Source organism: Streptomyces sp. NPDC058653 (genome assembly GCF_042716895.1).
GTDB lineage: Bacteria > Actinomycetota > Actinomycetes > Streptomycetales > Streptomycetaceae > Streptomyces.
This window is the reverse complement of record NZ_JBHXRM010000006.1, coordinates 21936-46700: the sequence shown is the minus strand read 5'-3', so window position 1 is coordinate 46700 and position 24765 is coordinate 21936. Positions and strand designations below refer to the sequence as shown.

Genomic DNA, 24765 nt, shown 5'->3' with positions numbered 1-24765 from the left:
TGCGGCGCTGGGCGCCTTGGCGGTGGCTTTGGTGCTGCGGGGGGTGTAAGTTGGGCTTTCTCCGTTCTGTGTCGTTCCTTTGGCGGGGGTTGGGGGGTCGTTATCGCTTTACCCCTCCGCCGCCCTCCCCTATGACCTACGGCGCGTGATGACCTACGGCGCGTGCGACTCGCTCGCGCGGCGCGCGGGTCGCACGGATCAGATCCGCACCTGTACGGCGCGGCCGAGCCGGTCGTGCAGCCCGCGCCCGTCGCGGTCCCAGATGAGGGCGGGCAGCCCGAGGCAGAGCAGCGCGCTGCGGACGACGGCCCAGCCGATGCCGAGCCGCTCCCGGCCCTCGGAGATGACCCGCAGCCCGAAGACCCGCTTGCCGGGGGTGAAGCCGACGGTCCCGACGGTGACGATGTTCAGGACGAGGAGGATGCCGAGCGCGTAGTTGGAGGCGCTCTGCGCGTCGCGGGCGAAGAGCCCGTACGCGATCAGCATGCACAGCGCCCAGTCGAGGAAGAGCGCGCCGAAGCGCCGCCCGAAGGGGGCGACGGAACCGGGGCCCTCCTTCGGCAGACCGAGGCGCTCGCCCCGGTACCCGAAGTCCGCGCCCATCTCCTCGGCCGTCGCGCGCGGGCCGGAGAGCCACGATCCGATTGCTTGCCTGTTGTCCACCCGACCACGGTACTGCGCGGGGGTCCGCGCACAGGGCCCCGGGGGTACGGGGATACGGGACGGGCCACGGGGTACAACCGGGACAAGAGGTACGGCGCCGGAGGGCCGAGAGCCCGTCGGTTTCCGGCCGCCGTGGCTGATCTGTGGAACGCGGCACACCCGGGCCGGTTAACTTCGGCGAAACAAATGGGTCATGCTTGAGAAATCCCGCATACCTATGGTCGGGTCCTGCGTGTGCCACCGCACTGGCCGCACGACCAGTAGCGATAAACCCCCGCCCCTCCCCGGGGACGGGAGGAGGAGGAGCTGGATGTTCCAGAACGCCGACGACGCCAGGAAGTTCATCGCGGACGAGGACGTGAAGTTCGTAGACGTCCGGTTCTGCGACCTGCCTGGCGTGATGCAGCACTTCACGATCCCGGCGAAGGCGTTCGACCCGGATGACGAGCTGGCCTTCGACGGTTCGTCGATCCGTGGCTTCCAGGCGATCCACGAGTCGGACATGGCGCTTCGCGCGGACCTGTCGACCGCCCGGGTCGACCCCTTCCGTCGCGACAAGACGGTGAACATCAACTTCTTCATCCACGACCCGATCACGGGCGAGCAGTACAGCCGCGACCCGCGCAACATCGCCAAGAAGGCCGAGACCTACCTCGCCTCCACAGGCATCGCGGACACCGCGTACTTCGGCCCCGAGGCCGAGTTCTACGTCTTCGACAACGTGCGCTTCAACACGACGTCGAACGAGAGCTTCTACCACGTCGACTCCGAGGCCGGCGCCTGGAACACCGGCTCGACCGAGGACAACCGCGGCTACAAGGTCCGCTACAAGGGCGGCTACTTCCCGACCCCGCCGGTCGACCACTTCGCCGACCTGCGCGCGGAGATCTCCCTGGAGCTGGACGGCGTCGGCATCGACGTCGAGCGCCAGCACCACGAGGTCGGCACCGCCGGCCAGGCCGAGATCAACTACAAGTTCAACACGCTGCTCGCCGCGGCCGACGACCTGATGCTCTTCAAGTACATCGTGAAGAACGTCGCCTGGCGCAACAACAAGACCGCGACGTTCATGCCCAAGCCGATCTTCGGCGACAACGGCTCCGGCATGCACGTCCACCAGTCCCTGTGGGCGGGCGGCGACCCGCTCTTCTACGACGAGCAGGGTTACGCGGGCCTCTCGGACACCGCCCGCTACTACATCGGCGGCATCCTCAGGCACGCCCCGTCGCTGCTGGCCTTCACGAACCCGACGGTGAACTCGTACCACCGCCTGGTCCCCGGCTTCGAGGCCCCGGTCAACCTGGTCTACTCGCAGCGCAACCGCTCGGCCGCGATGCGCATCCCGATCACGGGCTCCAACCCGAAGGCCAAGCGCGTCGAATTCCGCGCCCCGGACCCGTCGTCCAACCCGTACCTCGCCTTCTCGGCCCTGCTCCTCGCGGGCCTCGACGGCATCAAGAACAAGATCGAGCCGGCGGAGCCGATCGACAAGGACCTCTACGAACTGGCCCCGGAGGAGCACGCGGACGTGGCCCAGGTCCCGACCTCCCTCCCGGCGGTACTGGAAGCCCTGGAGGCGGACAACGAGTACCTCCAGGCGGGCGGGGTGTTCACGTCGGACCTGATCGAAACGTGGATCGACTACAAGCGCACAAACGAAATCGCCCCGATCCAACTCCGCCCGCACCCGCACGAGTTCGAGCTGTACTACGACATTTAGGCCAAGGCTGCTGCTACCGGGAGCGCGGGGCGCTGATGACGCGTCAGTTCTGCTGCTGAGGGCCGTCGTCCTGATGTTCAGGGCGGCGGCCCTCGACGTTCTCTTGCTCGGAGAGTGTCAGGAGCCTGTCCCGGTCGCGGGAACGGTCGGAGCCTCCGCGAGTGGAAGTACGTATTCGGCAGCGAGGCGTGCCAGATGCAGCGGGAGGGGGCGGCCCAGCGGCGGGTAGTCGTCGTGATAGCGCAGTTGATGGGTGAGCGTGGCCCATTCCGCGGGGCGGTCAGGTGTCGTAGCGGCGCGGTCGGACTCGGTCAGGGCCTTCTCGGTGAGACAGCCGAGGACGGTCATCTCGAGTTGTGCGGGGTTCCAGGCGGTTTTGCCCGGTGCGGTACGGGATTCGGATGTCGGGACCAGCTTCCTCAAGCCCTTGGGGAGCACCGCCGTGTGGGGTGTGCTGGCCGTGCTGGCGAAGACCCGGTTCTCCGGCTCGGCCGAACCCCAGACGCCTTCGGCGAACCCGATCCGGTCGTCCCCGTCGTGTGCGTACCACTCGGGCACCTCTTCGCGGTTGTTCGCGTCACGTACCAGGACCACGCGCAGATCGCTTCCGTACATCGTCAAGCGCTGGTCCGGCTCGGTCCCGAAGCCGAGCATGTCCCGTGAGAGGGAGCCATTACTCAGCCGCGGCCAGCACTGACGTAGGTTCGCCGAGCTTGCCAGCAACAGCGTCGGCTGTTCCCTCAGTTGAAACAGGAGGGCCCTGATCTGCCGCTGGGCTTCCCTTTGCCACCGCTCGTCGACGCCATCGCTGTCGAAGTCGTGCCGCCGCCAACGGTTCCGAACGTTCCCGTCTGCCAGCGAGAGCAGAAGCTGCGGATAGGGGACCCACGTTGACCGCTCGTCGTCCCAGCCTTCAATTGCTCCCGGACCCTCCTGCGGACGTACGCGAACCGCGACGAGTCGACGGTCGGTGCAGCGGGTCGGCCCGTTAGCGGTGTAGCGCACCAACCACAGCGCCGCGTACTGAAGGTCGCCCGGGATACCGGCACCCACCCGGTGGGCGGGCGGGCTGATCGCGCCAAGTTGCCGGAAGGCGTCGAGCCAGGTCCAGCGGGCGCGGTGTTCCAGAGAGGTTGCCGCAGTGGGCAGGTTCATAAACTGGCTGATCCGCCCCTGCCTCGCCCACGCCAGGCGGAGCGCGTGCTTGGGATCGGAATCGGGCTGCGCGGCGAACTGGCTCTTGTCCGCGATCTCGGCGACCACGAGAGCAGCGCTGCTTCGTGGCGGTTCCAAGTGCTCGTCCGCCAGCGCGCAACGGTCGTTGATGGCATCGGCAAGACGGACAGCACGTCGCCGGGTGCGGTTTCCGGATGTCGGCAGCGGACTGAGAAGCGCTCCCGCAGGGCGCGTCCTGACGTTGATCTCGATGTCGTCCGCCCGCCACTGCCAGGTGTCGTCGCCGATCTCCCGTCCACTGCCGGGAGGCAGCCCGATGAGTTTCGGCAGTTCCACAAGTAGCGCCGCGCGTGTCTCGACGGATTGCCAGAGGACCTCGACATCCAGGGGACGGCCGCCCAGCGCACGGCCCAGCGCGGCCTGCCGGCGCAGGGCCAACTGCGCTTCGCGGGTCAAGGGTTCGTCCTTCTTGACCGAGCGGGGCAACAGCGAGGGGGTGTTCCGACGGGTGACCCGGCCCAGGTCGGCGACGCGGCGCAATACGGGCCGAAGCCCCTCCTCGACCCAGCCGTCGATCTCGGCCCGTTCGCGAGGCATGAGGCCCAGTCCGACCTCGTGGGAACCGAGCCTTGGGTGATGGACGATGCCGGCCGCGACATCGCCACGCCCAGTGATCCACTTGTCCGGTGAGGTGAACAGCTCCGCCGGGTCCGGATAACGGCGCACAATGTCCAGCTCGGGGACCAGCAGAGCGGGGCTGTGGCGGCGCCAAGCGATCTCCCGGCGCCGCCGGTCGTAACCGAGGGTGTTCCTCATGAGCCGGGGGTGCCGCCCGGGGCCCCCGGGCCAGGGAAGCGGGGCATCCAACAGGACGGTGGCACCGCTCATCTGATGTGGGCGCAGCTCCAGGCGGGTGGCCCAGCGGCGAACCCCGGTGGATACGTGCAAGCGAAAGCGGGGAGCGAAGGGCACCGTGTGAACAGTGATCTTTACCTGCGCGGAGTAGTACCAGGTCTCCTTGCGTCGTTCGTACCGCTGCGGTGGCCAGGAGATCAGTTCCGCGCCGCCGCCCGTACTCACCACCCGGAAGCGAAGAGTGGCCCCGCGGGTCCTGAAGGGGCGAGCGGCCAGACGCAGCGCGACCTGCTCAGGTAGCAGGCTGTAGAGGCGACGCAGGGGTTCCGCGGTGCCGCCAACGGACATCACGGTCTCAGTGAGGTCAACGGTCTCGGCCTCCCACGTCGGGAGCCCGAGCGCGGTAGCTGTTCCTTCGGCGAGCAGTTCGTCCTCAAGCTCCCAGTCTCCTGCGCCGTCCTCCTCGTCGTCCCGCCGAAAGATCCCGCCCGCCCAGGTCGCCACCAGCGGGGCAAGAACCTCGTGCGGTACGGGCTCGTGCGCGTACAGCCAGGGGAGCCGACCGTCGGTCCCGGCGTTGCGGCCAGTGGCGAGGACGCCGGGGGCCATGCCGAGCAGTAGGGAGTTGAGACGCTTCAGGGGGAGCCTGAGCGGGTGGTCGGCTCCGGGATGGGCCTGCTCCCAGCGACTCGTGAGTTCGGTGTGCAGTTGCTCACCGAGTCGCATCACCTGAAGTTCCTCCTGCCAGGGACCGTGCGCCGGATCAGGCTCATAGGCCGTGACACGGATGGTCTGATACACGCGGTACCTCCATGAACAGTGACATTGACGACGGGCTACGGCTGAGGACAGGAAGGGGTGTCGGCGAGGCAGCGGCCCAGCATGCGCCACAGGGGCTCGTAGAGAGCCCGGACCATGAACCGCTCGTCGGCGGGTTTGCTGTCATCGGCGAAGTACGGGTCGAGCACAGCGAAGACGCTGTGCAGCAGGCTGGACGTCTCGGTGTCGGGCCGCGACGGGCGCGCCGCACGGTTGGGGGCGAAGGCGGTGTCAACGAAGACGACCCGCGCCGGCACTCCGCCGCGCACCAGGCGGCCGATCACCTGCCACATCAGGACGAGCATGTCCCACGTGACCTGCTCCCGGTCGGAGCCCAGGCGGCTCCAGGCCAGCGGACGTTGCAGCAGTTGATACCAGCGTGAGCGGGCTTGGCGGCGGAACTCCTCGGCCCCCGCTTCGATGGTGCTCCCGCCGCGGATCCACGCAGCGAAGCGGCCGTTGTCCCGCATACGGACGATCCAGTCGTTGATGGCGTTGACTGCCAACGAGAGATCCTCGGGGTGCGGATTCGGGCGGGCAAGGAAGTACACGGTCCCGATGGCCGCCTCGGCATCATCGTTGAGAATGTTGTGACCCCGCTCGACGGCGAGCAGCGGCGCCACCAGGATGTCCCCTTCGAGATCCTTGAGATGCTCGACGTCTCCGCGCCGCAGTGTCCGTGCCCGGCCGGCGGACGCAGCGCGGTCCTCTTCGTCGATCTCTTCGTCGTCCGAGATCAGACAGAGCACCCTGTCCCGCCACCGGTCGTTGAGGCCGTGCAGGGTGTCGGCCACCAGCCGGGCCTCCTGGTAGCTGCCGACCAGCAACAGGATCTGGTCGCGGTCCTTCGGCAGGGAGAGCAGTTCCCGTTCCAGGGGCCCACCGTCCTCGACCTCCTCCATTCCGGCGCCGAGCCAGGTCGCGATTCGGCGCAGCTTCTCCGGCCGCTCATCGATGTCGGACCCCGAGATCCGCATCATCTCGTCTCCGTCATCAAGGAATTCGAAGCGCATGCTGCTCTTGGCCGCGATGCGCTCGGTCACCTCCCCAGGTGGCTCGATGATCACGCCGACCGGTACGGCGACGTGGTAGCGGCTGGACTTCGCTGCCCAGCTGCTGCCGGACATCAGCAGGAGGTGGGCGCCGGGACGGCCGTCGACGGATGCCAGATGCGGGGCTTCCCTGAGCAGTTCCCGGCCGACTCCGCTGCAGCGGAAGAAGGTCAGTTCACCACTGCGGATGCCTCCCTTGTCCTCGCCTTCCACCCGGAACTGGAAGCCGATCACATTGCCCATCGGAGCTTCGGGCACGAGTGGGCCGTAGTCCCGGGGTCTGCGGTACATCTCGTTGAAGCCGAGGCTGAGGGACGCCTCGACCCTCGGCCACATGGCGTTGATCATCGCCAGGCGCGGTTCCAGCGCGCTGAGTAGCAAAGTGAACTCGAAACGCCTGGCGAGTTCTTCGCGCCACTCCTTCGGGCTCTGAGGCGGTGGTGGCGTCTTGCGCTCTCGGCCGCTTCCGGCCGACTTGCGTTGGAGTTCCTGTTTCTTCCTCTGCCACGCGGCGAGGTCGTTGTCGTACTCCCTCTGCCTGCCGGCCATGTATGACTCGTCGAGATGGAAGACCTGGTCCATCACCGTCGTGAGGCTGCGCCGGGTGCTCTCCGGGTTCCCTGTGTGGAGCAGCTCGTTGAGGAGGGCGGTGAGATGTGCGAAGTTCTCCTCAGGTCGGCGCGGACGGTCGCCGAAGGGGTTGTCGCGGAAGGCGTCGAACAGTTCCCCCAATGCCTCTCGCGGAGCCCGGTTCGGGTCATCGGCATCGCCGTCGTCCGGCAATGGGTAACGCTCGTCCAGCAGCCCGAGTTGCAGTGTCCAGGCGCTGAAATAGCCAACGCGGACCCAAGTTCGCAGCTTCGGTTGCGAGACCAGCATCGCGTACAGCCTGTCCGTCGCCGTACCTGCTGTGTTGAGAGCAGCGGAGAAGTTCTCCACGTCGCGATCGGACAGTTGAGTACGGCCGCTGGCTGCGAGCTCTCGGATCTTGTGCCGGGTGAGTACGTCGATGAAGCCCCTTTCCTCGTCGCAGGCGAGCAGCACCGCGGGCGCGAAGGTCCGGTCGAGGTTCATCTGCACCCGGTCCGCCTCGTCGACGATCATCAGGTCGCTGCGGCGGCAGGCGAGTTCGAAGTAGCGCACACGTTCGCCGTTCTGCGGACGCGGCGGCGAGGAATCGATGAGACCAGGCGCCGTGGCGACCCAGATGGACGCGCCCACCAGTGCCCGGGATCCGTGGTGCCGGGGGCAGACGGACCACAGCGGGCAGCTCACCATCTGCTTCTGCCACTCCGGCGTGTTACCTCCTCCGCTACGTCGGCCGGGGGTGGTCGGCGGTCGTAGACGAGTGCAGGGAGCTTCGCCGAACGTGAGCGGTGCGGAGGCAGGAGCGCGCAAGGTGGGATTGAGGACGCAGGATGTGCCGAGATAGGTGAACGCCGGGTTGTCGTGGGCCAGCAGCCGGTGCTCCCCCCGGCCTGCGAGGCGGCGGTGCAGTCGCTGGGCGTGCCGCTCACGGCCATGCAGGCCGAGCACCGGAGCCGCGGCCCCACCGGTGTAGAGGTTGTACTGCTCGACCAACTTCAACACCTCGGCAACGTCGGAGACGACGACCGTGGTTCGTTTCCCTAAGCCGGCGAGGTGGATCGCGATGATGTCGCGCAGCGTGCTCTTGCCTGCGCCGACGATGCCCAGCAGGTGCTGGATGCCGTCAACGGTGAACTCGTCCGTCTTCTGGAAGGCCCCGTCCTTCCTGCTGGACATCTGGAACTCCCGGAGCCGTTCGAGCCAGCGTGGGGCACGGTCGGTGCCCGAGCGGTCGTGGATGGCGTCCATCTCCGCCGCAGTACGTTCCAGGTCGGCCATCCGGAAGGTCAGTGGCTCACCAGAGCCGGCCGGCTCAAGGTCCATGTCGTGGGCCACCAGGGGGGCGCGCGCCAGCGGCGGGATCTCGGCCACTGCGGTGGAACGGCTGAGGGAGAAGGCGTGGGGGCCCTGTCCCGCCACCGGCAGCCGCTTCCCGGCGATCGGCGGTGCGAAACGCAGCAGTCGGTCGTAGACGCCCCATCGGTCGCATCCGAGGGAGACCTCTCGGAGGCTGGCCGGGCTCTCCGGGTCCGGGACGTCGAATCCGCGCATCGGAGCCGGGAAGCGTTGGTAGCGTTCGAGTGCCTCACGCCACGCCCGGCTCCTGCGCAGCGTCCATAGGGAGTGCCGGGCCACTCGCAGGATGCGTTCGGCGTCCGGCGGCAGCGGCACACCGTACGCTTGGACGAATCCGTAGCCGCTGAACAGCACCCAGGCATGACCGGCGGGGGTGCCCTGCATGAGCTTTTGCTGGAGGTGGAGCCCCAGCTCGATCTGGCAGAAGAACTCCAGCGCCGGTGAGCGCACTTCAGGTCCCGCAGCTGTGTGCAGCTCGGAGATCAGTTGGGCCAGGGGCGGAGTGAGGCTACGCATCCGGGTCTCCATTCGTCTCGAATGTGGCCAGAGCGCCTGCCTGGCCGGGTGTGCCGGGGCTTGACCGGTCGACCGCACCGGAGGGCGACGCTGCCCGCGGCGCGACGGCGGCAAGGTCCCGTACCAGCTCCTCGGGTGTGGTCAGGAGAACGTTTTGCCGGACGGCTTCCGGCAGCGCCGCGACGAAGGCGGCCCGATAGCCCGCCCGGTCGGCGAGCCGACGCGGCACGACCACCGCCGTACCGTCGGCGATCTCTGCGGTACGTGAGGCGAGTCGGGCTGCCAGCAAGGTCGGTTGGAGACGGTCATAAGCGTGCAGGCTCCGCACCCGACGGCCGTCTCCGAGCAGGCGGTAGGCGTTGAGCTCACCCGGCAGGGCCTCGTATCCGACACCGAAGCGGTCGAGCTCGGTGAGCGCCGCTTCCTCGACGCGAAGCGGAAGCGCAACGAACGCCCGCAGTGGCCTGCTCAGGATCCGGACCTGGTCGGGATCACGGATCAGTTCCAGGCGCACGCCGTGCGGGCACTCCTCTGCCTCGCACCAGGTGTTCGCGCCGGACACCAGCGCACCGTGCTCCGGAGCCCTTCGGCCGGGAAAGCGGGCAGGTAGGCGGCAGTCGGCGCAGCGCAGGAGCGTGCCCTCGACGAGCAGAGCTTCGGGTACGGGGTGGTAAAGGTCGCGCACCCGACTCCAGACTGCGTTGCTCCAGCCGCGCCTGAAGCGGTCGTCCTTGTGCACCATGACCTTGTGTGCGAGGAACTGGCGGCAGCGGAGATACCGCTCCGCCGATCCGCATCGGGCTTCCAATTCGGCGAGGAGTTCCAGGGCCGTCGTCTCGCCCCCACCCCCGGGGCAGGTCGAGGCCAGTTCCAGGCATGTTCGGGTGGGAGCCAGGCCGATCCGGTGAACGAGCGTCGCCTCGGGCGTGACCAGGACCGGCGAAACGGTGAAAGGCCGGTCACCAGCGGATCGGAGTCGGCACCATTCGAGCAGTTCGGGCAGGCTGTTAGGCGGCACCTCCCCGGTGTGGAGGCAGTGGAGTACAACTCGGTCGAGCACGCTTTGCGCCATGGGCGGATACGGCAGTGTGAACGACCGCAGGCCACCGCGGTCGGCAAGAGCCACGACCATGCGCGACAGCTCACGGAAGAGCCGGGTTCCGGTGTCCTCATGCTCCGGGATGTCCCGGCTCGCGCTGTCCACATCCCCGGACCGGGGTCCCGTCGCGGGGGTCATCAGGCCGCCTCGTCCGCGCGGAGGGCCGAAGGGCACCAGCGGGCCACTTCGCACTGCATACAGGCAGCACCGGGGGTCGCCACGAAGTGGTCGTCACTGTGCCAGCCCCCGATGAGGTCCCGCAGGACATCCTCTGCGGCAGAACGCGCCGCGGGGGCGAACGGATCGATGATCTCCAGGTCGGCGCCGCCTGGACGCAGCACCTCCAGCTCGACGCGGCTGCGGCCCGGCTGCCCGCCCAGGTCCCCTCGTGCGAGAAGCACCACCCCCAGGGCCAGTTGCGGAAACCGTTCAAGAAGCGGCCGGCCTCCGGGCCGGTCGCCGGCCGATGTCTTCGTCTCCCGCCACACCCAGGAGTCCGCGTCCCGGTAGAGGACGTCCGGAGCGGCGATCACGACGACGTCGGCCGCAGTGTCATGGCGCACGACCCGCGGCTCGTTGCGCACGTCCGTTCCGTCCCGTACGCAGCGGAGCGGGCACACGGCGGCGTGCCTGCGCAGCAGCCGTGCGCCGAGGGCGCGTTGGTCAGGGTCCAGGTCGAAGCCCTCGGGGACCCACTCGTCGGGCACGTCTGCCGTACAGGGCCGCAGCACACTCCTGCTGTGGCGTGCGGCGAGGTACGCGTGGACTGCGCGGCCCCGTTCGGCGGCCGAGCCGCGTTCGATGGCATCCGCCGTGGGAAGGTGCAGCCGTCGAAGGTGGTCCCGCGCGGGACAGATCTGATAGTTTCGCCCGTTGGTGACGGACCAGGTCCGCCGCGGCCGCCCCGGGGCTTCGATGCCGAGCAGTCCGGGCGCCCGGCGCAGCGCGGGGCAGACAGACACGTAGGAACATTCCGCGCAGGAGGAACCGGGCCGGAAGTCCCTGCTGTCCAGCAGCGCCTTCAACGCTGCGGGGCCGTGCTCGCGGTAGCGGCTCACCGCCTCGCCTCGGGTGCCGTCGAAGAGCGTACGCACCTGGCCGTCGAGCAGCGCCACCTCCACGATCCGGACTTGCTCGGGCAGGGGACCCGGAACGCCCTCGGAGAGCACCAGGGCCGCTGCGGCGACGAAAGCCTCGGGTGGGGATTCCTGGCGCAATCGGTTCACCGGCAGCCGGAGTTCGCGTAGCGTCCCGTCAGCCGACCGCAGGCACCGGCCCCAGACGGTGAACCGGTACTCGCGGGCTCCCCACGGGTCGGCGCCGACGGGCTGGTGGCGATAGGTCCAAGGCTCCGTAACCTCCGTCAGAGGATTGTTCAGGTCAACAGGAAAGGCCTCCTCGTAAGAGGCCGACGCGTGCTCCGTCCACCGCTGCAGGCCGTCGTGCCCCCCTTTTTGAGGCCGTGCCCACCCGTCCCCCGGTTCGTCGGCTGGTGGGCGCGGGGCGCGTGCGTCGCAGGCTGCCATGAAGGGACCGAAGGTGAAGTGTTCCAGCAGTTCGTGATGGCGCGCGGGGCGCTGTGTGGGTCGATAGCCTCGCGCCTTGAGCGCATCCGAGGCAGGACAGCGGTATTCGGTTCCCTTGAACATTCCGACGGCCACCTTGATGGCGTCGGACGTCCGCCGGACTCCGTCCGGGGGCAACCACGAATCGGTCATTCTCGTTCCTTTCCGGTGGGTGAAGGGCCCTGGTTGGCATGCTGGAGGTCGACCGGCAGTGGGCCCGGGGCATGAAAGAGAGGCGACCATGGGGTTGATCAAGGACATCGGCGATATCGAAGAGACATACGAAATCCACGAGCTTGCCGGTAGCGGCGGGCAGGCGGAGCTGTACGTCGGATACGAAAAGACCAGTGGCCGGAAGTCGGCAATCAAAGTCCAGAACGAACAGGGTTTCGAGTCGACCCGTTATTTCGACCTCCTGTCGGAGGAACTGACAGGAGAAGGTGAGTACATCCAAAAGTTGGCCGGGACACCTGGCATCCCGCGTATATTCGCGTTCGGTCGTTACCGGCACCAGCGCTGTATTGTCATGGAGTTCATGGAAGGGACTCTGCTGACAACGGCCCTGGAATCAGTCCGGCCCGTGCGAGATGTCACCACTGTCGCGTCAATCATCGGACAGCTCTGTGAGATCCTTGATCACGTCCACGACAACAATCTCGTCCACCGCGACGTAAAACCGGACAACGTGATGGTGGAGCCGGACGGGCGAATCCGACTGTTCGATCTCGGTCTCGCCGTCGAGGCCGGAGCCTGCATCGAATTCCCCTGCGGAACCATGGGTTTCGCACCGCCGGAGCAGCTCAACGCAAACCCAAACGGAATCACCGGACAGGCTGACATCTTCGCGCTGGGCTGCATGCTGATAGAGATGACGGTCATGCAACGGCCCTACGGAGGGTCGAGGGCGGGCATTATCGGCAAGTGCCACCCGGTCCAGCCCGTTCTGCCGCCCGAACGCCTCGTGGCCCTGCTCCCGGAGCTTGCCCCGCTGGCACTGCGCATGGTGGACCGCGATCTGGAGCGCCGCCCTGCAACTGTGCGAGAAGTTTTCGCCGCCCTGCGTCCGCATCTGCCCGTGCCGGGTTCCCGACGCCCGCGAAAGCCGCTGCGGCCCGACCCCACCGAGTACTACCGCACGCATGCGCCGACGCTCTGACACAGGCGGGGCGGCACTTCATCTCAGCGTCCCCAAGCGGTCGCGAACCTCTTGGACGCCCGCACCGCCCATGTGCTCGCGTAGACGCAGAACGCGCTCCAATACGGCCGCCGCCTCGTGCGTACGCGCCCCCGCCACGAGAACGTCGGCATGCAACCACGAGACCTTGTCCTCATAAGCCCAGTGGCCCAACTCGCGATAGATATTCGCAGCCTGCTCGTAGAGCTTGTCGGCCTCGTTGCCCTCACCTCGCGCGTGGTGAATCTTGCCGAGTGTGTACAACACGTCGGCGCGACCGTTGAGGACGTGGTCCTGACTGTTCATGCTCAGGCCATCAATGGCGCGGAGGGCGTCCGCACACTGGCGCAACGCAGCGTCGTACTCCCCGCGGTCGTAGTGGATCGTGCCGAGCCCGGTCAGTGCCTCCGCCTCACCCACCGAGTCGGACAGCTCTCGATACAGCTCCAGGGCCTGTCCGTGGTAGTACTCAGCTTCCTCGTGCCTTCCCTGTTTGCGCAGGGTGCTGGCCAGAACCTGGATGGAGCGCGCCAGGCTCATCCGGCCGACCGCGCTGTCATCCTCCTCGCTCAACCGCACCGCCCGGCGCAAGGCACCCACTGCGAGCTCGAACTCCCCCAGCCTCCAGTGGGTCCCGGCCACTACCCGGTAGAACAAGGCGCGGTCAACGGGAAGGGCAGCGTCCTCTGCGGCATCCACCGCCCGATTGAGAAAGTAACGGGCATCACCGAGACGCCGTCGGCGCCACTGATACGTGACCAGAGTCGTCGGCAACAGCCAGGTGTAGGAGTTGAGCGACAGCCTCATCGCCAATTCGGTGCACTGAAGAGTCGTGTCGTACTCCTCGTCCATAAACTCCATGGCACGTTCAGCTGACTCCGGCTCTGCCACAGTGACGCCGTCGGCTTCTCCGATGGGCAGTCGCCGTTGGCTGTTCAGCAACCGGTCGCAGGCATGGATGTTGTGCAGCTGATGCTCCAAGATCTGCCGCACGGTCTCGGCTTCGAATTCCGTTCTCGGGACGGGAAAAGTCACCTCCATCTCATGGCGGGCGAAAGCCCGCACCAAGTCATGCAGGCAGTAGCGTTCGGCATGCAGGTACACCAGATTGGCCGTCGAGAGTTCCTCCACCGCGTGATCGGCATCCGTTCCGCCGCCGACGGCTCCGAGGTCCATCACCGCATCCCAGCCGATGCTCGGGCCGGGATGCGTGGCGAGCTGCCACAGCAGCCGTCTCGCGTTCTCACTCAGTGCCAGTGCGGAACAACTCAATGCGGTGAGCACGGACAGATCCTGGTCCGTCCGGTGCAGGACCCGCAGTCGCTCCTTTTCCTCCGCCATCTTCCGCACAAGAGCCGGAAGCGCACTAGCGGGACGGTGCTCCAGCCTGCTCTTGATCACGACGAGTGCCAGAGGGAGATGTCCGCACAGCCTTGCCAGTTCGTCGAAGGACTGGGCGTGCCTCTGGCGGTCCGCCGGGGAGAACCGGTCCTGAAGCAGTTCCTTGGCGGCCGGGTGGACAAGCGGATCCAAGGCGGCCACATGGACATCGCGGTATGCGCGCAGGTCGTCCAGTGTGCTCCGGCTGGTGACGATGACGGCGCAGGTGCCAGGCCCGGGGAGGAGAGGCAGGACCTGGTCGGCTTGTGCGGCGTCGTCGAGGACGATCAACATCGATCGGTGAGCAAGCGCTGATCGCAACGCGACGCTCTTCGCCTCCAGTCCCACGGCGGGGGCTTGCGGCGGAAGTTGGGCCAAAAAGCCGTCCAAGATGCCCTCGGGATCGATGGGCTGCACATCCTTCCCCGCGAACCCGCGAAGCTCGCCGTGCAGGATTCCGTCCGGGAACCGGTCCCTCAGCTGCAGAGCGAGGCACGAGGCCAGCGCGGTCTTGCCCACGCCGGCCAGCCCGCTCAGCAGGACGACCGCGGTTGCACCCACGGCCTGCCTGCCCTGTACGTGATCGACCAAAGACGACAGCAGCCCGTCCCGTCCCACCATCTTCGGCGGTGGGGCAAGCAACTGGTTCGGCGCCGGCAGCAGCACCCTGGCACGCGAGGCTGGGGCAAGTCCGCGGAGTCGTTCGAACACCGCGCGTAGTTCGGCCCCTGGTGCGCCCCACCGCGCCCTCCATCGGCTGATCAGTGCCGCGCGCTTACTGGGCGACATTTCCGGGCCGTGTGAGACCAGGTAGAAGCGGAAGATCGCCTCGCGGTTTGGCAGTTGTTCATACAGTTTTTCCGTTTCCTCACGAAGCCATTTCTCTTCTCCCGCATGCCAAGCGGCCTCCAACCGGCTGCAGACAGCCTCCAGCCAATCCCTGCGCAGTTTCGCCCTGCGTATTTCGAACGCCTCGCCGGTCAGCCCATGCAGCGGCTCACGGTCGTCCCATTGCCCTAACGCGAAGCACAGCTGCTCGAACTTTTCACGACCCCACAGATGACGCGCTCGATGCACCCCGTCGTGAAACCGCGTGAGGTCGAGGCTTCCTTCCGGCATGCGAATCGCACACACGCCCGGGGCGCAACGGGGGACGACGTCTTTGCCGAGCCTGCCCCGCAGGCGGCGCACCACTTGGTAGATGCTCTCGTCGGTCGGTTTCTCGCCCGGCCAGAGCGCCGCTGCTATCTCTTCCTTGGTGCACTGCCCGCCGGGCGCGGTCGCCAGCAGCGCGAACAGGGCAGTAACCCTGTTGCCTCCGGAAACCACTCTTCGGCCCTGGTCATCGACCCGGACCGCTCCCAACACATGTGCGTCCACGGTCCATGCCCTCCCTGCTTCAGCACGCTCCGGGCCGCCTCCCCAGCGGCATCGGTGGATGCGTACACCAATCACACCCGTCTCACACGTCTTTCGCTCCCGCGCGCCCCCAGCCCGCGTCAGATTGACGTCAGATTCGGCTCCGCGGACGTCCGCAGGCGCCGGGCACGATGTCGTCAGTTGCCGAGAACAGGAGGCGACGATCCGGTCACCTACCGAAGGGAATCCCTCATGGCCAATCGCCGTAACGCCCGCCCCGGGGTCCGCACCAAGCGGACCTCCGACACCAACTCCGCCCGCAAGCTCGCGCTGAGCAAGTCCCAGCCGGGGAACACCATCGCTGAGACCTCGGCGGTCACGGCGCCCACGTCCTCGCCGACCGCGACGGACTGACCCGCCTTGCCGGGTGCTCACCTTCTTGTGAGCACCCGGCACCTGGCCCGACCTCGCCTTTCACACGCAGTTCCGGCTTTCCCCACTCTCGGGGACGGAATTGGCGCCACTACCGCCGGAACCACAAAACGGAGCGCGTGTAGCAAGAGCGGGCCGTGCTTGAACAATTTCGTTACTCCTGATGCTCGTTCCCGTTTTGCCGGGATCACGAGTCACACCACGCAGGTATGTGCGCGCTTCCACGCACATCCGGCTCCGCACTCCCGTACCGAGAGAGGACCTGTATGACGTCTTCATTCCCCAGCGGCGCATTCGCCGCGGTCGGCCGGCACTTCGACGACCCCCGGATCCAGGACGTGGCACAACTGACCGTTCGGCTGCCCGGGGATGGGGCACGGTCGGTGCTCCTCTCTCCTGCCGAGGCCCGCGAAGTGACCGACGGACCGGCGACCGACCCGGAGCTGGCGGCTGCGGTCTGGCAGAGCGCCCTGGCCGAGGCCCGTGCCGAGGCGACGTCTCGCGGCCCGGGGCAACTCCTGCTGATCTGGCTGTTACTGCCCCGGCTGACCGGGACGGCCCGGAGGATCTGCGAGCGGCTGCGCGCCGATCGGGCGGACGTGGAGTCGGAGATGATGCTCGCGCTCCTCGAAGAGATCCCCGGCGTCGATCTCCCCGGAGAGCTCGCGGCGCAGGCACTGATCAGGGCCGCCCGCAGCGCCGGGTGGCGGTATGCGCGGACCCGATGGCGCGAGAAGTCGGCCGACTGGCTTGAGAACGTGGCCGACAGCGCCAGGGACGCTCTCGAGGAAAGCATCGTTGAGGAAGCGGAGCGGCAGTTGCAGTTCGACATGGTGGTTCCGCCTCCCGCCGGAACACACGGTCTGCGAGCGACGCTGCGAGTCTCCGCCCCCGCAGAGCAGGTGGAGGCGGCGGTGCTCACGGGGTTGGCCGATGACTACGGCGTGCGTGAGGTGGTACAACGCGCCGGGCGGGCCAGGCGACGGGTAGGAAGGCTGAAGTTGCGGCGCGAGAGGAGGCGTCGGTGAGGCAGCAGACCACGCGCACGCCGCTGGGCTTCGGGGAGGTATTCGACCTGCCGGTCGCCGTGGACCTCCGAACCGCCGCCCGTGCTTTCGGTATCCATCCCGGGACCGCCTACCGACTGATCCGACAAGGGGCGTTCCCATGCCCCGTGCTGCGCGTCGGCGGCCGGTACCGGATTCCGACGACGCACCTCATGCTCATACTCGGCATCCAGGAGCGCCCGGTGTACGCCGTGGATCTTGAACACGAAGATCCGACCGTGCCGCTCGACGCCGGCAGCGGATGACCCGGGACTGGGTGGAAGACTGGAGGGAAACGCTCTGAAGCGCGAGAACGCTCCTCACGAGTTCTCACCGCCACCGCTTGCTTTCCAAACCCCGTGCACCGAGCGCGCAGCGGCGGACTAATTCCCTGACGCGACGCCAGAAGCACTACGAGGGTCGCTACCCCGCAGTCGGGGTAGCGACCCTCGTCAGTCTGTTCGGACCCAATGTGCCGAAGTGACTAGCCGAGAGCGGTCATACCTCCAGCCCACCACGCACCTGGAAGGTCAACTGCGATCCATGAAGCCCGACTCATTCGGACAACAGATTCATCCGCGGACTCGATCATCCCAATGTCATTCATTGGGCATGCACATTAGTGCGAACCTGCTCGGGTGCGCCGCGCCGGCCGGGTTCTCGGTCCCGTGTGGAACCGGCCCCGGTCCCGGGCTAGTCGGGGTTCGTGAGTGCCTGTGTTGGGGTGGTGCGGAGGGCTTGGCGGGTGGGGAGTTCCGTGGTGAGGAAAGCGGTGCTCGCGATCGTCAGCGCGATCGCCGGGAGCAGCCAGGCCGGGCCCGACGGCCAGGGGCGGTCGAGGAAGCCGATGCCCAGGAAGGTGAGCGGGAGCGTGGAGATCGTGAGGCCGGCGGCGAGGGCGGCTGTCGCGATCAGCGCCGCTTCGCGGCGCATCATGGCGAGGATCTGGCGTGGGGTGGTGCCGTTGAGCCTCAAGGTGGCGATCTCGGTGCGGCGTTGGGCCGTGGTGGCGGTGAGTTTGTTGGCGATGGACAGGAGCAGGTAGCCGAGGAGTACGGCGATGGCCGCGAGGTTCACCCAGACCTCGGGCGGCGCGTCGCTCAGCCCGGCGCCGGTGGTGTCGGCGGGTTCGAGGGAGAGGCCGGGGCGCGCGGCGGTCAGCGCGGCAAGGTTGTCGTGTGCTTTCGCGGAGTCGTCCGTGCGGATGAGGATGGTCTGGTCGAGGCGCGTGGTGGTGTGCGCGAGCGCGAGATCGCGGGAGAGGGCGAGGGGACCGAAGCCGAGGCCGCGGTGGTAGACGGCGACCACTCGCGGGGTGACGCGTGTGCCGTCGCCCAGGACGAGAGTGATCCGCTGTCCGACGTTCGCGCCGCGCGAGGCGGCGACGTCGCCGCCGACCGCGATCGTGTCGCCGGTGAGACGGGCCAGGCTGCCGGAGCGCACGTCGAGGTCGAGTACGCCCGGCGCCGCGGGATCCAGGATCATCGCGGACGCGGACTCGACGACGGGGTCACCCAGCTGCTCGTACGGCCAGAGGACGGTGGTGGTCGTGGCGGCGGCGGCCTTCCGTACGCCCTCCGTCTCCCGTACGGCGGCGAGCGTGCCCTCGGGCATTCCGCCGAGGCCCGGCGCGCTGAGCCGTTCCTGGGCGAGGGTGCCCGCGCGGATCTCGTCCGTGGTCGCGGTCAGCACCGTGGTCTGGGCGAGGATGTAGGTCAGGGTGAAGGCGACCGCCATGGCGAGGGTGCTGACGACTCCGGCGATACGGATGGCGTAGCCGCGGACGTTGGACATCGCCAGCCAGGTGGCGGGCGAGGCACCGGCCGGCAGACGCCGGGCCAGCGTGTCGCTGACGCCACGGACCAGGGCGGGTCCTGCCATGGCGAGACCGATCGCCGCGATGATGCCGGCGAGAGAGGTCGCGGTCGCGCCGAGCGCGGTCCGGGACAGCAGCGGCACCACCGAGAGGGTGGTCGCGGCGACGATGAGCAGCAGGCCGGCACGGGTACGCAGGCGGGAGGGGTTACGCGGTTCGCTGCGCGACTCGGCGACCGCTTCGGTGGCCGGCATACGGGACGTACGCCGGGCCGCGCCCCGGGCGGAGACCTGCACGGCCAGAGCGAGCAGAAGGATCGTGGCGAGGGCGGGAAGCGGGCTGTACGTCAGCGGCAGGGCTTCCGGGATGACGCCGCGATCGACGAGCAGGCTCCTGAACCGGCCCGCCAGCACATAGCCGAGGGGGATGCCGGGCACGAGCGACACGGCCGCGATGACGGTGGCCTGGTCTGCGGCGAGCCGGCGGATCTGCTTGGGGGTCGCGCCGACGGCGCGCATCAGGGCGAGTTCGCGTCGCTGTCCGGCGATCGCCACGCCGAGCGCGCCGGCCATGACGAATCCGGTGATCAGAAGGATGACGCCCGCGAGTGAGGAGGCGAGCAGGATCAGCAGGGAGCGGGCGGCCACGGCGTCGGGGGCCGCGAGGTCCCCCCGGTCGGTGCCGGTGGCCACCACCAGCTCGGGGGTGGGCAGTTCGGAGCTCTCCCCTTCCTTGTCGGTGGCCCTGTCGGTGGCCTTGTTCGCGCCCATGCCGGAGCCCTTGTCCGTGCCCTCCTCGGCGCCCATCGCGCCGTCCGCCTGGGCGTCGCGCAGTTCCGCCCGTACGGCGGCCGCGACCTTCTCGGGGGCGGTGCCCGCCTCCGTACGGAGGCCGATGACATCCACCGTCCCGGACCTGGGCCCGGACCGGGACCCGCCCTCGGTGCCGGCCAGTTGGGCGGCGGTCGCGTCGGGGAAGAGGACACCGGCGCCGGGGGCGTCGATCACCGCGGAGACCTGGTAGTCGGTGGCGGCCCGGCCGGCGGCAACGACCTGTACCCGGCTCCCGGGCCGTACGCCCGCGGCCTCCGCGATCTCGCTGTCCACGGCTATCTCGCCGGAACCGGTCGGCTTCGAGCCGTCGACGCCGTCGACCTTGGCGCCGCCGGCGCCTGCACCGATGCCCGCCTCCAGCAGCCGGACCGAGGACCAGGTGTGTCCGGCCGTCCCCGGTGCCTCGATGGGCACGGCCCGACCCCGCGCGTCGAGCAGCCCGACGGGGAAGCCGATGTCCCCCACCGCGACGGTGACACCGGGCAGTCGGGCGAGTCTCTCGACCAGCGAGGCGGGTACGGTGCCCCGTTCCGGCAACGCGAGCGGCAGGTCCGGTCCTTCGCGGAAGGTCTGGTCGGTCGACACCAGGATGTCGGCGCCGCCGAGCCGGCCGGGCGGCAGCTGGGACCGGAGCCCCGACTCCGCCAGTACGCCCGTGCCGGTGATCAGTGCCGCACCGCCGAGCACCGCGCACACCACGGCCAGCAGAGCGCTGATCCGGTGCCGGGCCATCTGTACCGCGAGACGCAGCATGATCAGTTCTCTCCCAACGCGACGAGCCGGGCGGCCAGTTGGGAAGCGGTCGGCGCGGCCAGCGTGTCCACCACACGTCCGTCCGCCATCACCAGCGCCTCGTGCGCCTGGGCGGCGGCGGCCGGATCGTGGGTGACCATCACCACCGTCTGACCGAGCTCGTCGACCAGCTCACGCAGCAGCCGCAGCACCCCGTGGGCGCTGCGCAGATCCAGCGCGCCGGTCGGCTCGTCGGCGAAGACGACGGCCGGTCTGGCGACCAACGCCCGTACGATCGCGGCGCGTTGCTGCTGACCGCCGGAGAGTTCGGCCGGCCGGTGGGTCAGTCGGTCGGACAGTCCGACCCGCTCCGTCAGGGTGTGCAGCCACTCCCGGTCGGGGGCCCGCCCCGCGAGGCGCAGGGGGAGGGTGATGTTGTCCGCGACGCTGAGCGACGGAACGAGGTTGTAGGACTGGAAGACGAACCCGATGCGTTCGCGGCGCAGTTCGGTGCGGCGATTCTCGTCGAGCCCGCCGATCTCCTGGCCGTCGATCCGGACGCTTCCGCCGGTGGGTGCGTCGAGCCCGGCCGCGCAGTGCATCAGGGTGCTCTTGCCGGACCCGGACGGTCCCATCACGGCGAGGAACGTGCCGCGTGCCACCGTCAGAGACACGTCGTGCAGGGCGGTCACTCCGCCGGGATACGTCTTGCTGAGGTTCACCAACGCGATGGCGGGCGCGGCGCCCTCACGGTAGCCCCGGCCCTGGCCCTGGCCCTGACCTTCGCCGTAACCCCGGCCCCGACCGTACTCGGGCCCCTGCCCGACGGCGGCGTTCACCCCGCGCTTCCCGGTCCTCCCCACGGACGCCCTCATCGCCGGCCCCGCAGACGCTGCGCGACGAGCGCGATCACGCACAGCGCGGTGACCCCACCGCACACAAGATGGGCGGGCGCGCCGGAGCCGCTGTACGAGGCGGCCATGTTGCCGACCGCGCTGACGACCAGCACCAGCCAGAGCAGGGCGCGTACAACTCCCGCCCTGGTGACCTCGGTTCGCGACGCGTCATGGTTCCCGGCGGAGCCGGTCGGACGGTAGGGGTCGGTGTACGTCATGAGGTGTTTCCTCTTCCGCTCGGTGGTGTCCCGCTGTCGTCACCGACGCTATGAACCGCCACCCCGTGCGGCCGAGCCCGCCTGCTCCCCAGTCGTTGGTACAGCAGGCTGTACTCATCGACCGCGCGGCTGGCGACCGGCTGGTGGGCCACATATGGTCGCTGCCGAAGGAGAGGTGCATGTCCACCCAACGCAGCGCAAGCGACTCCAGCAGCGGCCCCATCGGCTCCGAGCGCAGCTCCGGAAGCAGCTCCGCCAAAGGCTCCGGAAGTGGCTCCGACACCCCCTCAAGCCGCGACGACTCCGCCTCCGGCGTCCGGGACCTCGTCGTCCGCTCCGGCGTCGCGGCCCTCGGCGCGCTCGAAAGGCTCGCGGGCGGGTTCGGTACGGCGCTGCTCGCGCTGTTCACCCTCCTCTGGCTCGCCGTCTCCGCCGTGACCGCCCTCGTCGGCGTCGGACTCCTCCTGGCGCCCGTCGGGCTGCGCCTCCTGCACTCCGTCGCCGACCGTGAACGCGGGCGGCTGAACCGCTGGGGCCCCGAACTCGTCGGTCCCGGCCCGGCCCCGACCGGGCTGCGCCCCGCCCTCACGGACCCCACCACCCGCCGTGAGCTCAGCTGGCTCGTCCGCCACGCGACAGCGGGGCTGTTCCTCGGACTGATCGGGGTACTGCTGCCGCTCTGCGCGATCCGCGACAGCACCTTCCCCCTCTACTGGCAGCTGATGCCGGAGGGTGCCACCAGCTCCTCCATCGGGCTCGGCGTCGCCCACGGCTGGTCCGACGCGATCGCCGTCGGGCTGCTGGGGCTGGGGTGGATCGCCATCATCATGGGGCTCACCCCGGGTATGGCCCGGCTCCAGGCGAGGCCGGGCCGACGGCTGCTGTCGGTGGGCCCGGACGCGGATCTGTCGCTGCGGATCGCGGAACTCACCGCCACGAGGGCCGCCGCCCTGGACGCCCACGCCACCGAACTGCGCCGCATCGAGCGCTCGTTGCACGACGGCACCCAGAACCGGATCGTCACCGTCACGGTCCTGCTCGGAGCCGCGCGGCGCATGGTCGCCCGCGATCCGGCCGGCGCCGAGGAGCTCCTCGAACGCGCCCAGAGCTCCGCCGAACAGGCGCTGGCCGAGCTGCGCTCGGTCGCCCGGGGCATCCTGCCGCCCGTGCTGACCGACCGCGGGCTCGAAAGCGCGCTCGCCGGGCTGGCCGCGGCCTGTCCGGTGCCCTGCCGGATCGATGTCGAGGCGCCGGAGCGGCGCGCGGCGTCCGTGGAGGCGACCGCCTACTTCGTGGTGGCCGAGGCGCTCACCAACATCGCCAAACACAGCGAGGCCGACCAGGCCGACGTCAAGGTGCGCGGCGGTGGGGGCAGACTGCGCCTGAGCATCCGCGACAACGGCCGGGGCGGCGCGGACGAGAACGGCGGATCCGGCATCATCGGCATCCGCCGCCGTATCGCGGCTCTCGACGGCACTCTCACCGTGGCCAGCCCCCGCGGCGGCCCCACAACCCTTGAGGTGGAACTCCCATGCGGATCGTGATAGCCGAGGACGACCCGCTGCTGCGCGAGGGACTCGCCCTCCTGCTGCGCGCGGAAGGTCTGGACGTGGTGGCCACGGCCGGTACCCCCGACGGGATCCTCGACGCGATCGACGAGCACAAGCCGGATGTCGCGATCCTCGACGTACGGATGCCGCCGACGCACACCGACGAGGGGATCGTCGCCGCGGTGGAGGCCCGGCGCCGTCGCCCCGGTCTGGCGGTGCTCGTCCTGTCCGCGTACGTCGAGCAGAGCTTCGCCACGGACCTGCTCAGCGGAGGCGTCACCGGACTCGGCTATCTCCTGAAGGAACGGGTGGGCCGCGTCGAGGAGTTCCTCGACGCGCTGCGGCGCGTGGCGGACGGGGGGACCGCGATCGACCCCGACGTCGTCGCGCAGCTCTTCACCCGCAGCCGCGACGACACCCGTCTGGAGAGGCTCAGTCCCCGTGAACGCGACGTTCTCGCCCTGATGGCCGAGGGGCTGGGCAACTCGGCCATCGCCGGACGCCTCTTCGTCACGGACGGCGCCGTCCACAAACACATCCGCAGCATCTTCGCCAAGCTCGATCTGTCGCCCACCGACCAGACGGACCGGCGGGTGGCGGCGGTGCTGCGCTACTTGGACGATGTCCGTCGCCGCAACTGACGTCCCGTCAGGGCGCGCTAGCCTGCGGGCCTGTCCTCCCTCAGCGAGGAGAGCGGGAGCGGGGTGAAGCGGATGGTCTCGTACGCGGAGGCCGTCCCCGTCTCGTACAGGATCCCGACGTGTTCGTCATCGAGCTGTACGAGGTCGGAGTAGGCGGCCTTGGCATCGGAGAGCCGGTGGCCGGCGGACCAGGTGGCGCCGCCGTCATGGCTCGCGCGTACGGTCATCCACGCCCGGTCGCCGGGGTCGGCGGGCGAGGCCATCAGCAGCGGGGCGTCGCCGTCCTCCTCTCCGCCGGTGACCTGGAGAAGGCTGCCCTGTACGGGCGGCGCGGTGAGGCCGGTGGCCTCCTCGAAGGGGCCGTCGAGCGTGGCGCCGCCGTCCCGGCTCCAGGCGTGGACCCGGTTGCCGGGCGCGCTGCCCTTCTGGTCGCGGGCGTTGAAGTAGACGGTGCCGTCCGGGAGTTGGGCGACGGCTGTCTCGTTCACGTGGAAGGTGCCCTCGTCGGCCGGGTCGACGTAGCCGATCCGCCAGGTCTCCCCGCCGTCGTCGCTGAGCAGGGAGTGGCCGGCGTAGTGGGCGGGCTCGGCTCCGGTGTCCGTACCGCCGTCGGCGGGGGCGACGGAGTGGTTGGCGCCGACGACGAGACGGCCCGCGTGGGGTCCGGCGGTCAGTTCGACGCCGTGGCCGGGGCCGGTGGCGTACCAGCGCCAGTCGGAGCGTTTGACCTGTTCGGTGATCTCTCGCGGCGCGGACCAGGTGACGCCCGCGTCCGTGCTGGCCTGGACGAACACCCGGCGGCCGTCCTCGGGGGCGGCCTCTCCGGTCATGATCGCGTTCTCGGTCGCGTCGCCGCCGTTGCGGGTGGTCAGCAGCACCAGACGGCCGCTGTCTCCGACGGCCACGGGTACGGGGTTGCCGAAGGTGTCCTGCCCGGAGTCCGCGACCGGCCGTGCCTCGGACCAGGTGCAGCCGCCGTCGTACGAACGCCGCCGTACGACGTCCACGTCCCCGTGGTCCGCCTTGCTCAGCCGCCGGCCCTCCGCGAACGCGACCAGCACGTCGCGCCCCGAGCCCGGCTCCTTCACGGTCACCACAGCCGGGATACGGAAGGTGTCGTAGCCGCCCTCCCCGGACACGAACACATCGACGGCGCCGCACTCCCCCGCCGCCCGCGCCCCGTCGGTCCCGTCCGCCCCGGAACCCGTCCCTGTTCCCGTTCCCATCTGGCACCCCACCATCAGCATTCCGAGCCCCAGGACGACCAAGGGCCCCGCCC

Annotated in this window: 17 protein-coding genes; 7 read left to right on the top strand and 10 right to left on the bottom strand. The window is 69.0% G+C overall.

Going from position 1 to position 24765, the window contains the following annotated elements; translation table 11 throughout:
- Nucleotides 1–198: 198 nt before the first annotated feature.
- Nucleotides 199–663 carry an RDD family protein gene (locus ACFWU9_RS07175; RefSeq protein ID WP_384315390.1) on the bottom strand — a complete coding sequence of 155 codons (465 nt, stop codon included), beginning with the start codon at nucleotides 661–663 and terminating at the stop codon, nucleotides 199–201.
- Nucleotides 664–973: 310 nt separating this feature from the next.
- On the opposite strand from ACFWU9_RS07175, the gene glnA reads away from it, so the two are divergent.
- Nucleotides 974–2383 (top strand): type I glutamate--ammonia ligase, encoded by a 1410-nt coding sequence (gene glnA, locus ACFWU9_RS07170; protein WP_384315389.1) that lies wholly within the window; start codon nucleotides 974–976, stop codon nucleotides 2381–2383.
- Nucleotides 2384–2500: 117 nt separating this feature from the next.
- Here the strand turns inward: glnA and ACFWU9_RS07165 are convergent, their stop codons facing one another.
- From ACFWU9_RS07165 to ACFWU9_RS07150, 4 genes are read right to left on the bottom strand one after another with little or no spacing between them, the layout of a single operon-like run.
- Nucleotides 2501–5215 carry a pPIWI_RE module domain-containing protein gene (locus tag ACFWU9_RS07165; protein WP_384315388.1) on the bottom strand — a complete coding sequence of 905 codons (2715 nt, stop codon included), beginning with the start codon at nucleotides 5213–5215 and terminating at the stop codon, nucleotides 2501–2503.
- 35 nt (nucleotides 5216–5250) lie between these two features.
- Entirely contained in the window at nucleotides 5251–8745 is a 3495-nt protein-coding gene (locus ACFWU9_RS07160) for a hypothetical protein (RefSeq protein ID WP_384315387.1), read from the bottom strand.
- Nucleotides 8738–9982, bottom strand: a complete 1245-nt coding sequence (locus tag ACFWU9_RS07155; protein ID WP_384315386.1) for a hypothetical protein — start codon at nucleotides 9980–9982, stop codon at nucleotides 8738–8740. The genes ACFWU9_RS07160 and ACFWU9_RS07155 overlap by 8 nt, the downstream gene beginning before the upstream one ends.
- A complete protein-coding gene (locus ACFWU9_RS07150; protein WP_384315385.1) occupies nucleotides 9982–11061 on the bottom strand; it encodes a PD-(D/E)XK nuclease family protein in 1080 nt (359 codons plus the stop codon). The genes ACFWU9_RS07155 and ACFWU9_RS07150 overlap by 1 nt, the downstream gene beginning before the upstream one ends.
- Nucleotides 11062–11650: 589 nt before the next feature.
- Here ACFWU9_RS07150 and ACFWU9_RS07145 point away from each other — a divergent pair.
- A complete protein-coding gene (locus ACFWU9_RS07145) occupies nucleotides 11651–12565 on the top strand; it encodes a serine/threonine protein kinase (RefSeq protein WP_384315384.1) in 915 nt (304 codons plus the stop codon).
- A gap of 18 nt (nucleotides 12566–12583) precedes the next feature.
- Here ACFWU9_RS07145 and ACFWU9_RS07140 read toward each other — a convergent pair whose 3' ends face one another.
- A complete protein-coding gene (locus ACFWU9_RS07140) occupies nucleotides 12584–15343 on the bottom strand; it encodes a tetratricopeptide repeat protein (protein ID WP_384315383.1) in 2760 nt (919 codons plus the stop codon).
- A 231-nt stretch (nucleotides 15344–15574) separates the two neighbouring features.
- Between ACFWU9_RS07140 and ACFWU9_RS07135 the strand changes: the two genes are divergently transcribed.
- The 3 genes from ACFWU9_RS07135 (at nucleotide 15575) to ACFWU9_RS07125 (ending at nucleotide 17066) form a co-directional block, all read left to right on the top strand.
- Complete coding sequence (locus ACFWU9_RS07135; protein WP_384315382.1) at nucleotides 15575–15736, top strand: hypothetical protein; 162 nt, start codon at nucleotides 15575–15577, stop codon at nucleotides 15734–15736.
- Between the two features lie 356 nt (nucleotides 15737–16092).
- Entirely contained in the window at nucleotides 16093–16782 is a 690-nt protein-coding gene (locus tag ACFWU9_RS07130; protein WP_384315381.1) for a hypothetical protein, read from the top strand.
- Nucleotides 16779–17066 (top strand): helix-turn-helix domain-containing protein, encoded by a 288-nt coding sequence (locus ACFWU9_RS07125; protein ID WP_384315380.1) that lies wholly within the window; start codon nucleotides 16779–16781, stop codon nucleotides 17064–17066. The genes ACFWU9_RS07130 and ACFWU9_RS07125 overlap by 4 nt, the downstream gene beginning before the upstream one ends.
- A 427-nt stretch (nucleotides 17067–17493) precedes the next feature.
- Here ACFWU9_RS07125 and ACFWU9_RS07120 read toward each other — a convergent pair whose 3' ends face one another.
- The 3 genes from ACFWU9_RS07120 to ACFWU9_RS07110 form a co-directional block, all read right to left on the bottom strand.
- A complete protein-coding gene (locus ACFWU9_RS07120; RefSeq protein ID WP_384315379.1) occupies nucleotides 17494–20202 on the bottom strand; it encodes an FtsX-like permease family protein in 2709 nt (902 codons plus the stop codon).
- 2 nt (nucleotides 20203–20204) lie between these two features.
- A complete protein-coding gene (locus ACFWU9_RS07115) occupies nucleotides 20205–20912 on the bottom strand; it encodes an ABC transporter ATP-binding protein (RefSeq protein WP_384315544.1) in 708 nt (235 codons plus the stop codon).
- A 140-nt stretch (nucleotides 20913–21052) separates the two neighbouring features.
- The gene (locus ACFWU9_RS07110) at nucleotides 21053–21295 is read right to left on the bottom strand and encodes a hypothetical protein (protein WP_384315378.1); all 243 of its coding nucleotides are present in this window, start codon (nucleotides 21293–21295) and stop codon (nucleotides 21053–21055) included.
- 179 nt (nucleotides 21296–21474) lie between these two features.
- Between ACFWU9_RS07110 and ACFWU9_RS07105 the strand changes: the two genes are divergently transcribed.
- Both ACFWU9_RS07105 and ACFWU9_RS07100 read left to right on the top strand, forming a co-directional pair.
- A complete protein-coding gene (locus ACFWU9_RS07105) occupies nucleotides 21475–22839 on the top strand; it encodes a sensor histidine kinase (RefSeq protein ID WP_384315377.1) in 1365 nt (454 codons plus the stop codon).
- On the top strand, nucleotides 22827–23486 hold the full coding sequence (locus ACFWU9_RS07100; RefSeq protein WP_384315376.1) for a response regulator: 660 nt from the start codon (nucleotides 22827–22829) through the stop codon (nucleotides 23484–23486). The genes ACFWU9_RS07105 and ACFWU9_RS07100 overlap by 13 nt, the downstream gene beginning before the upstream one ends.
- A 17-nt stretch (nucleotides 23487–23503) precedes the next feature.
- On the opposite strand, the gene ACFWU9_RS07095 is transcribed toward ACFWU9_RS07100, so the two are convergent.
- Nucleotides 23504–24712 (bottom strand): exo-alpha-sialidase, encoded by a 1209-nt coding sequence (locus ACFWU9_RS07095; RefSeq protein WP_384315375.1) that lies wholly within the window; start codon nucleotides 24710–24712, stop codon nucleotides 23504–23506.
- Between the last annotated feature and the right edge of the window lie 53 nt (nucleotides 24713–24765).

What these genes read in the sequence shown, in the direction of transcription:
- ACFWU9_RS07120 (WP_384315379.1), bottom strand. Translation starts at nt 20,202, where the DNA reads ATGCTGCGTCTCGCGGTACAGATGGCCCGGCACCGGATCAGCGCTCTG.
- ACFWU9_RS07110 (WP_384315378.1), bottom strand. Translation starts at nt 21,295, where the DNA reads ATGACGTACACCGACCCCTACCGTCCGACCGGCTCCGCCGGGAACCAT.
- ACFWU9_RS07105 (WP_384315377.1), top strand. Translation starts at nt 21,475, where the DNA reads ATGTCCACCCAACGCAGCGCAAGCGACTCCAGCAGCGGCCCCATCGGC.
- ACFWU9_RS07135 (WP_384315382.1), top strand. Translation starts at nt 15,575, where the DNA reads ATGGCCAATCGCCGTAACGCCCGCCCCGGGGTCCGCACCAAGCGGACC.
- ACFWU9_RS07160 (WP_384315387.1), bottom strand. Translation starts at nt 8,745, where the DNA reads ATGCGTAGCCTCACTCCGCCCCTGGCCCAACTGATCTCCGAGCTGCAC.
- ACFWU9_RS07100 (WP_384315376.1), top strand. Translation starts at nt 22,827, where the DNA reads ATGCGGATCGTGATAGCCGAGGACGACCCGCTGCTGCGCGAGGGACTC.
- ACFWU9_RS07095 (WP_384315375.1), bottom strand. Translation starts at nt 24,712, where the DNA reads ATGGGAACGGGAACAGGGACGGGTTCCGGGGCGGACGGGACCGACGGG.
- ACFWU9_RS07145 (WP_384315384.1), top strand. Translation starts at nt 11,651, where the DNA reads ATGGGGTTGATCAAGGACATCGGCGATATCGAAGAGACATACGAAATC.
- glnA (WP_384315389.1), top strand. Translation starts at nt 974, where the DNA reads ATGTTCCAGAACGCCGACGACGCCAGGAAGTTCATCGCGGACGAGGAC.
- ACFWU9_RS07155 (WP_384315386.1), bottom strand. Translation starts at nt 9,982, where the DNA reads ATGACCCCCGCGACGGGACCCCGGTCCGGGGATGTGGACAGCGCGAGC.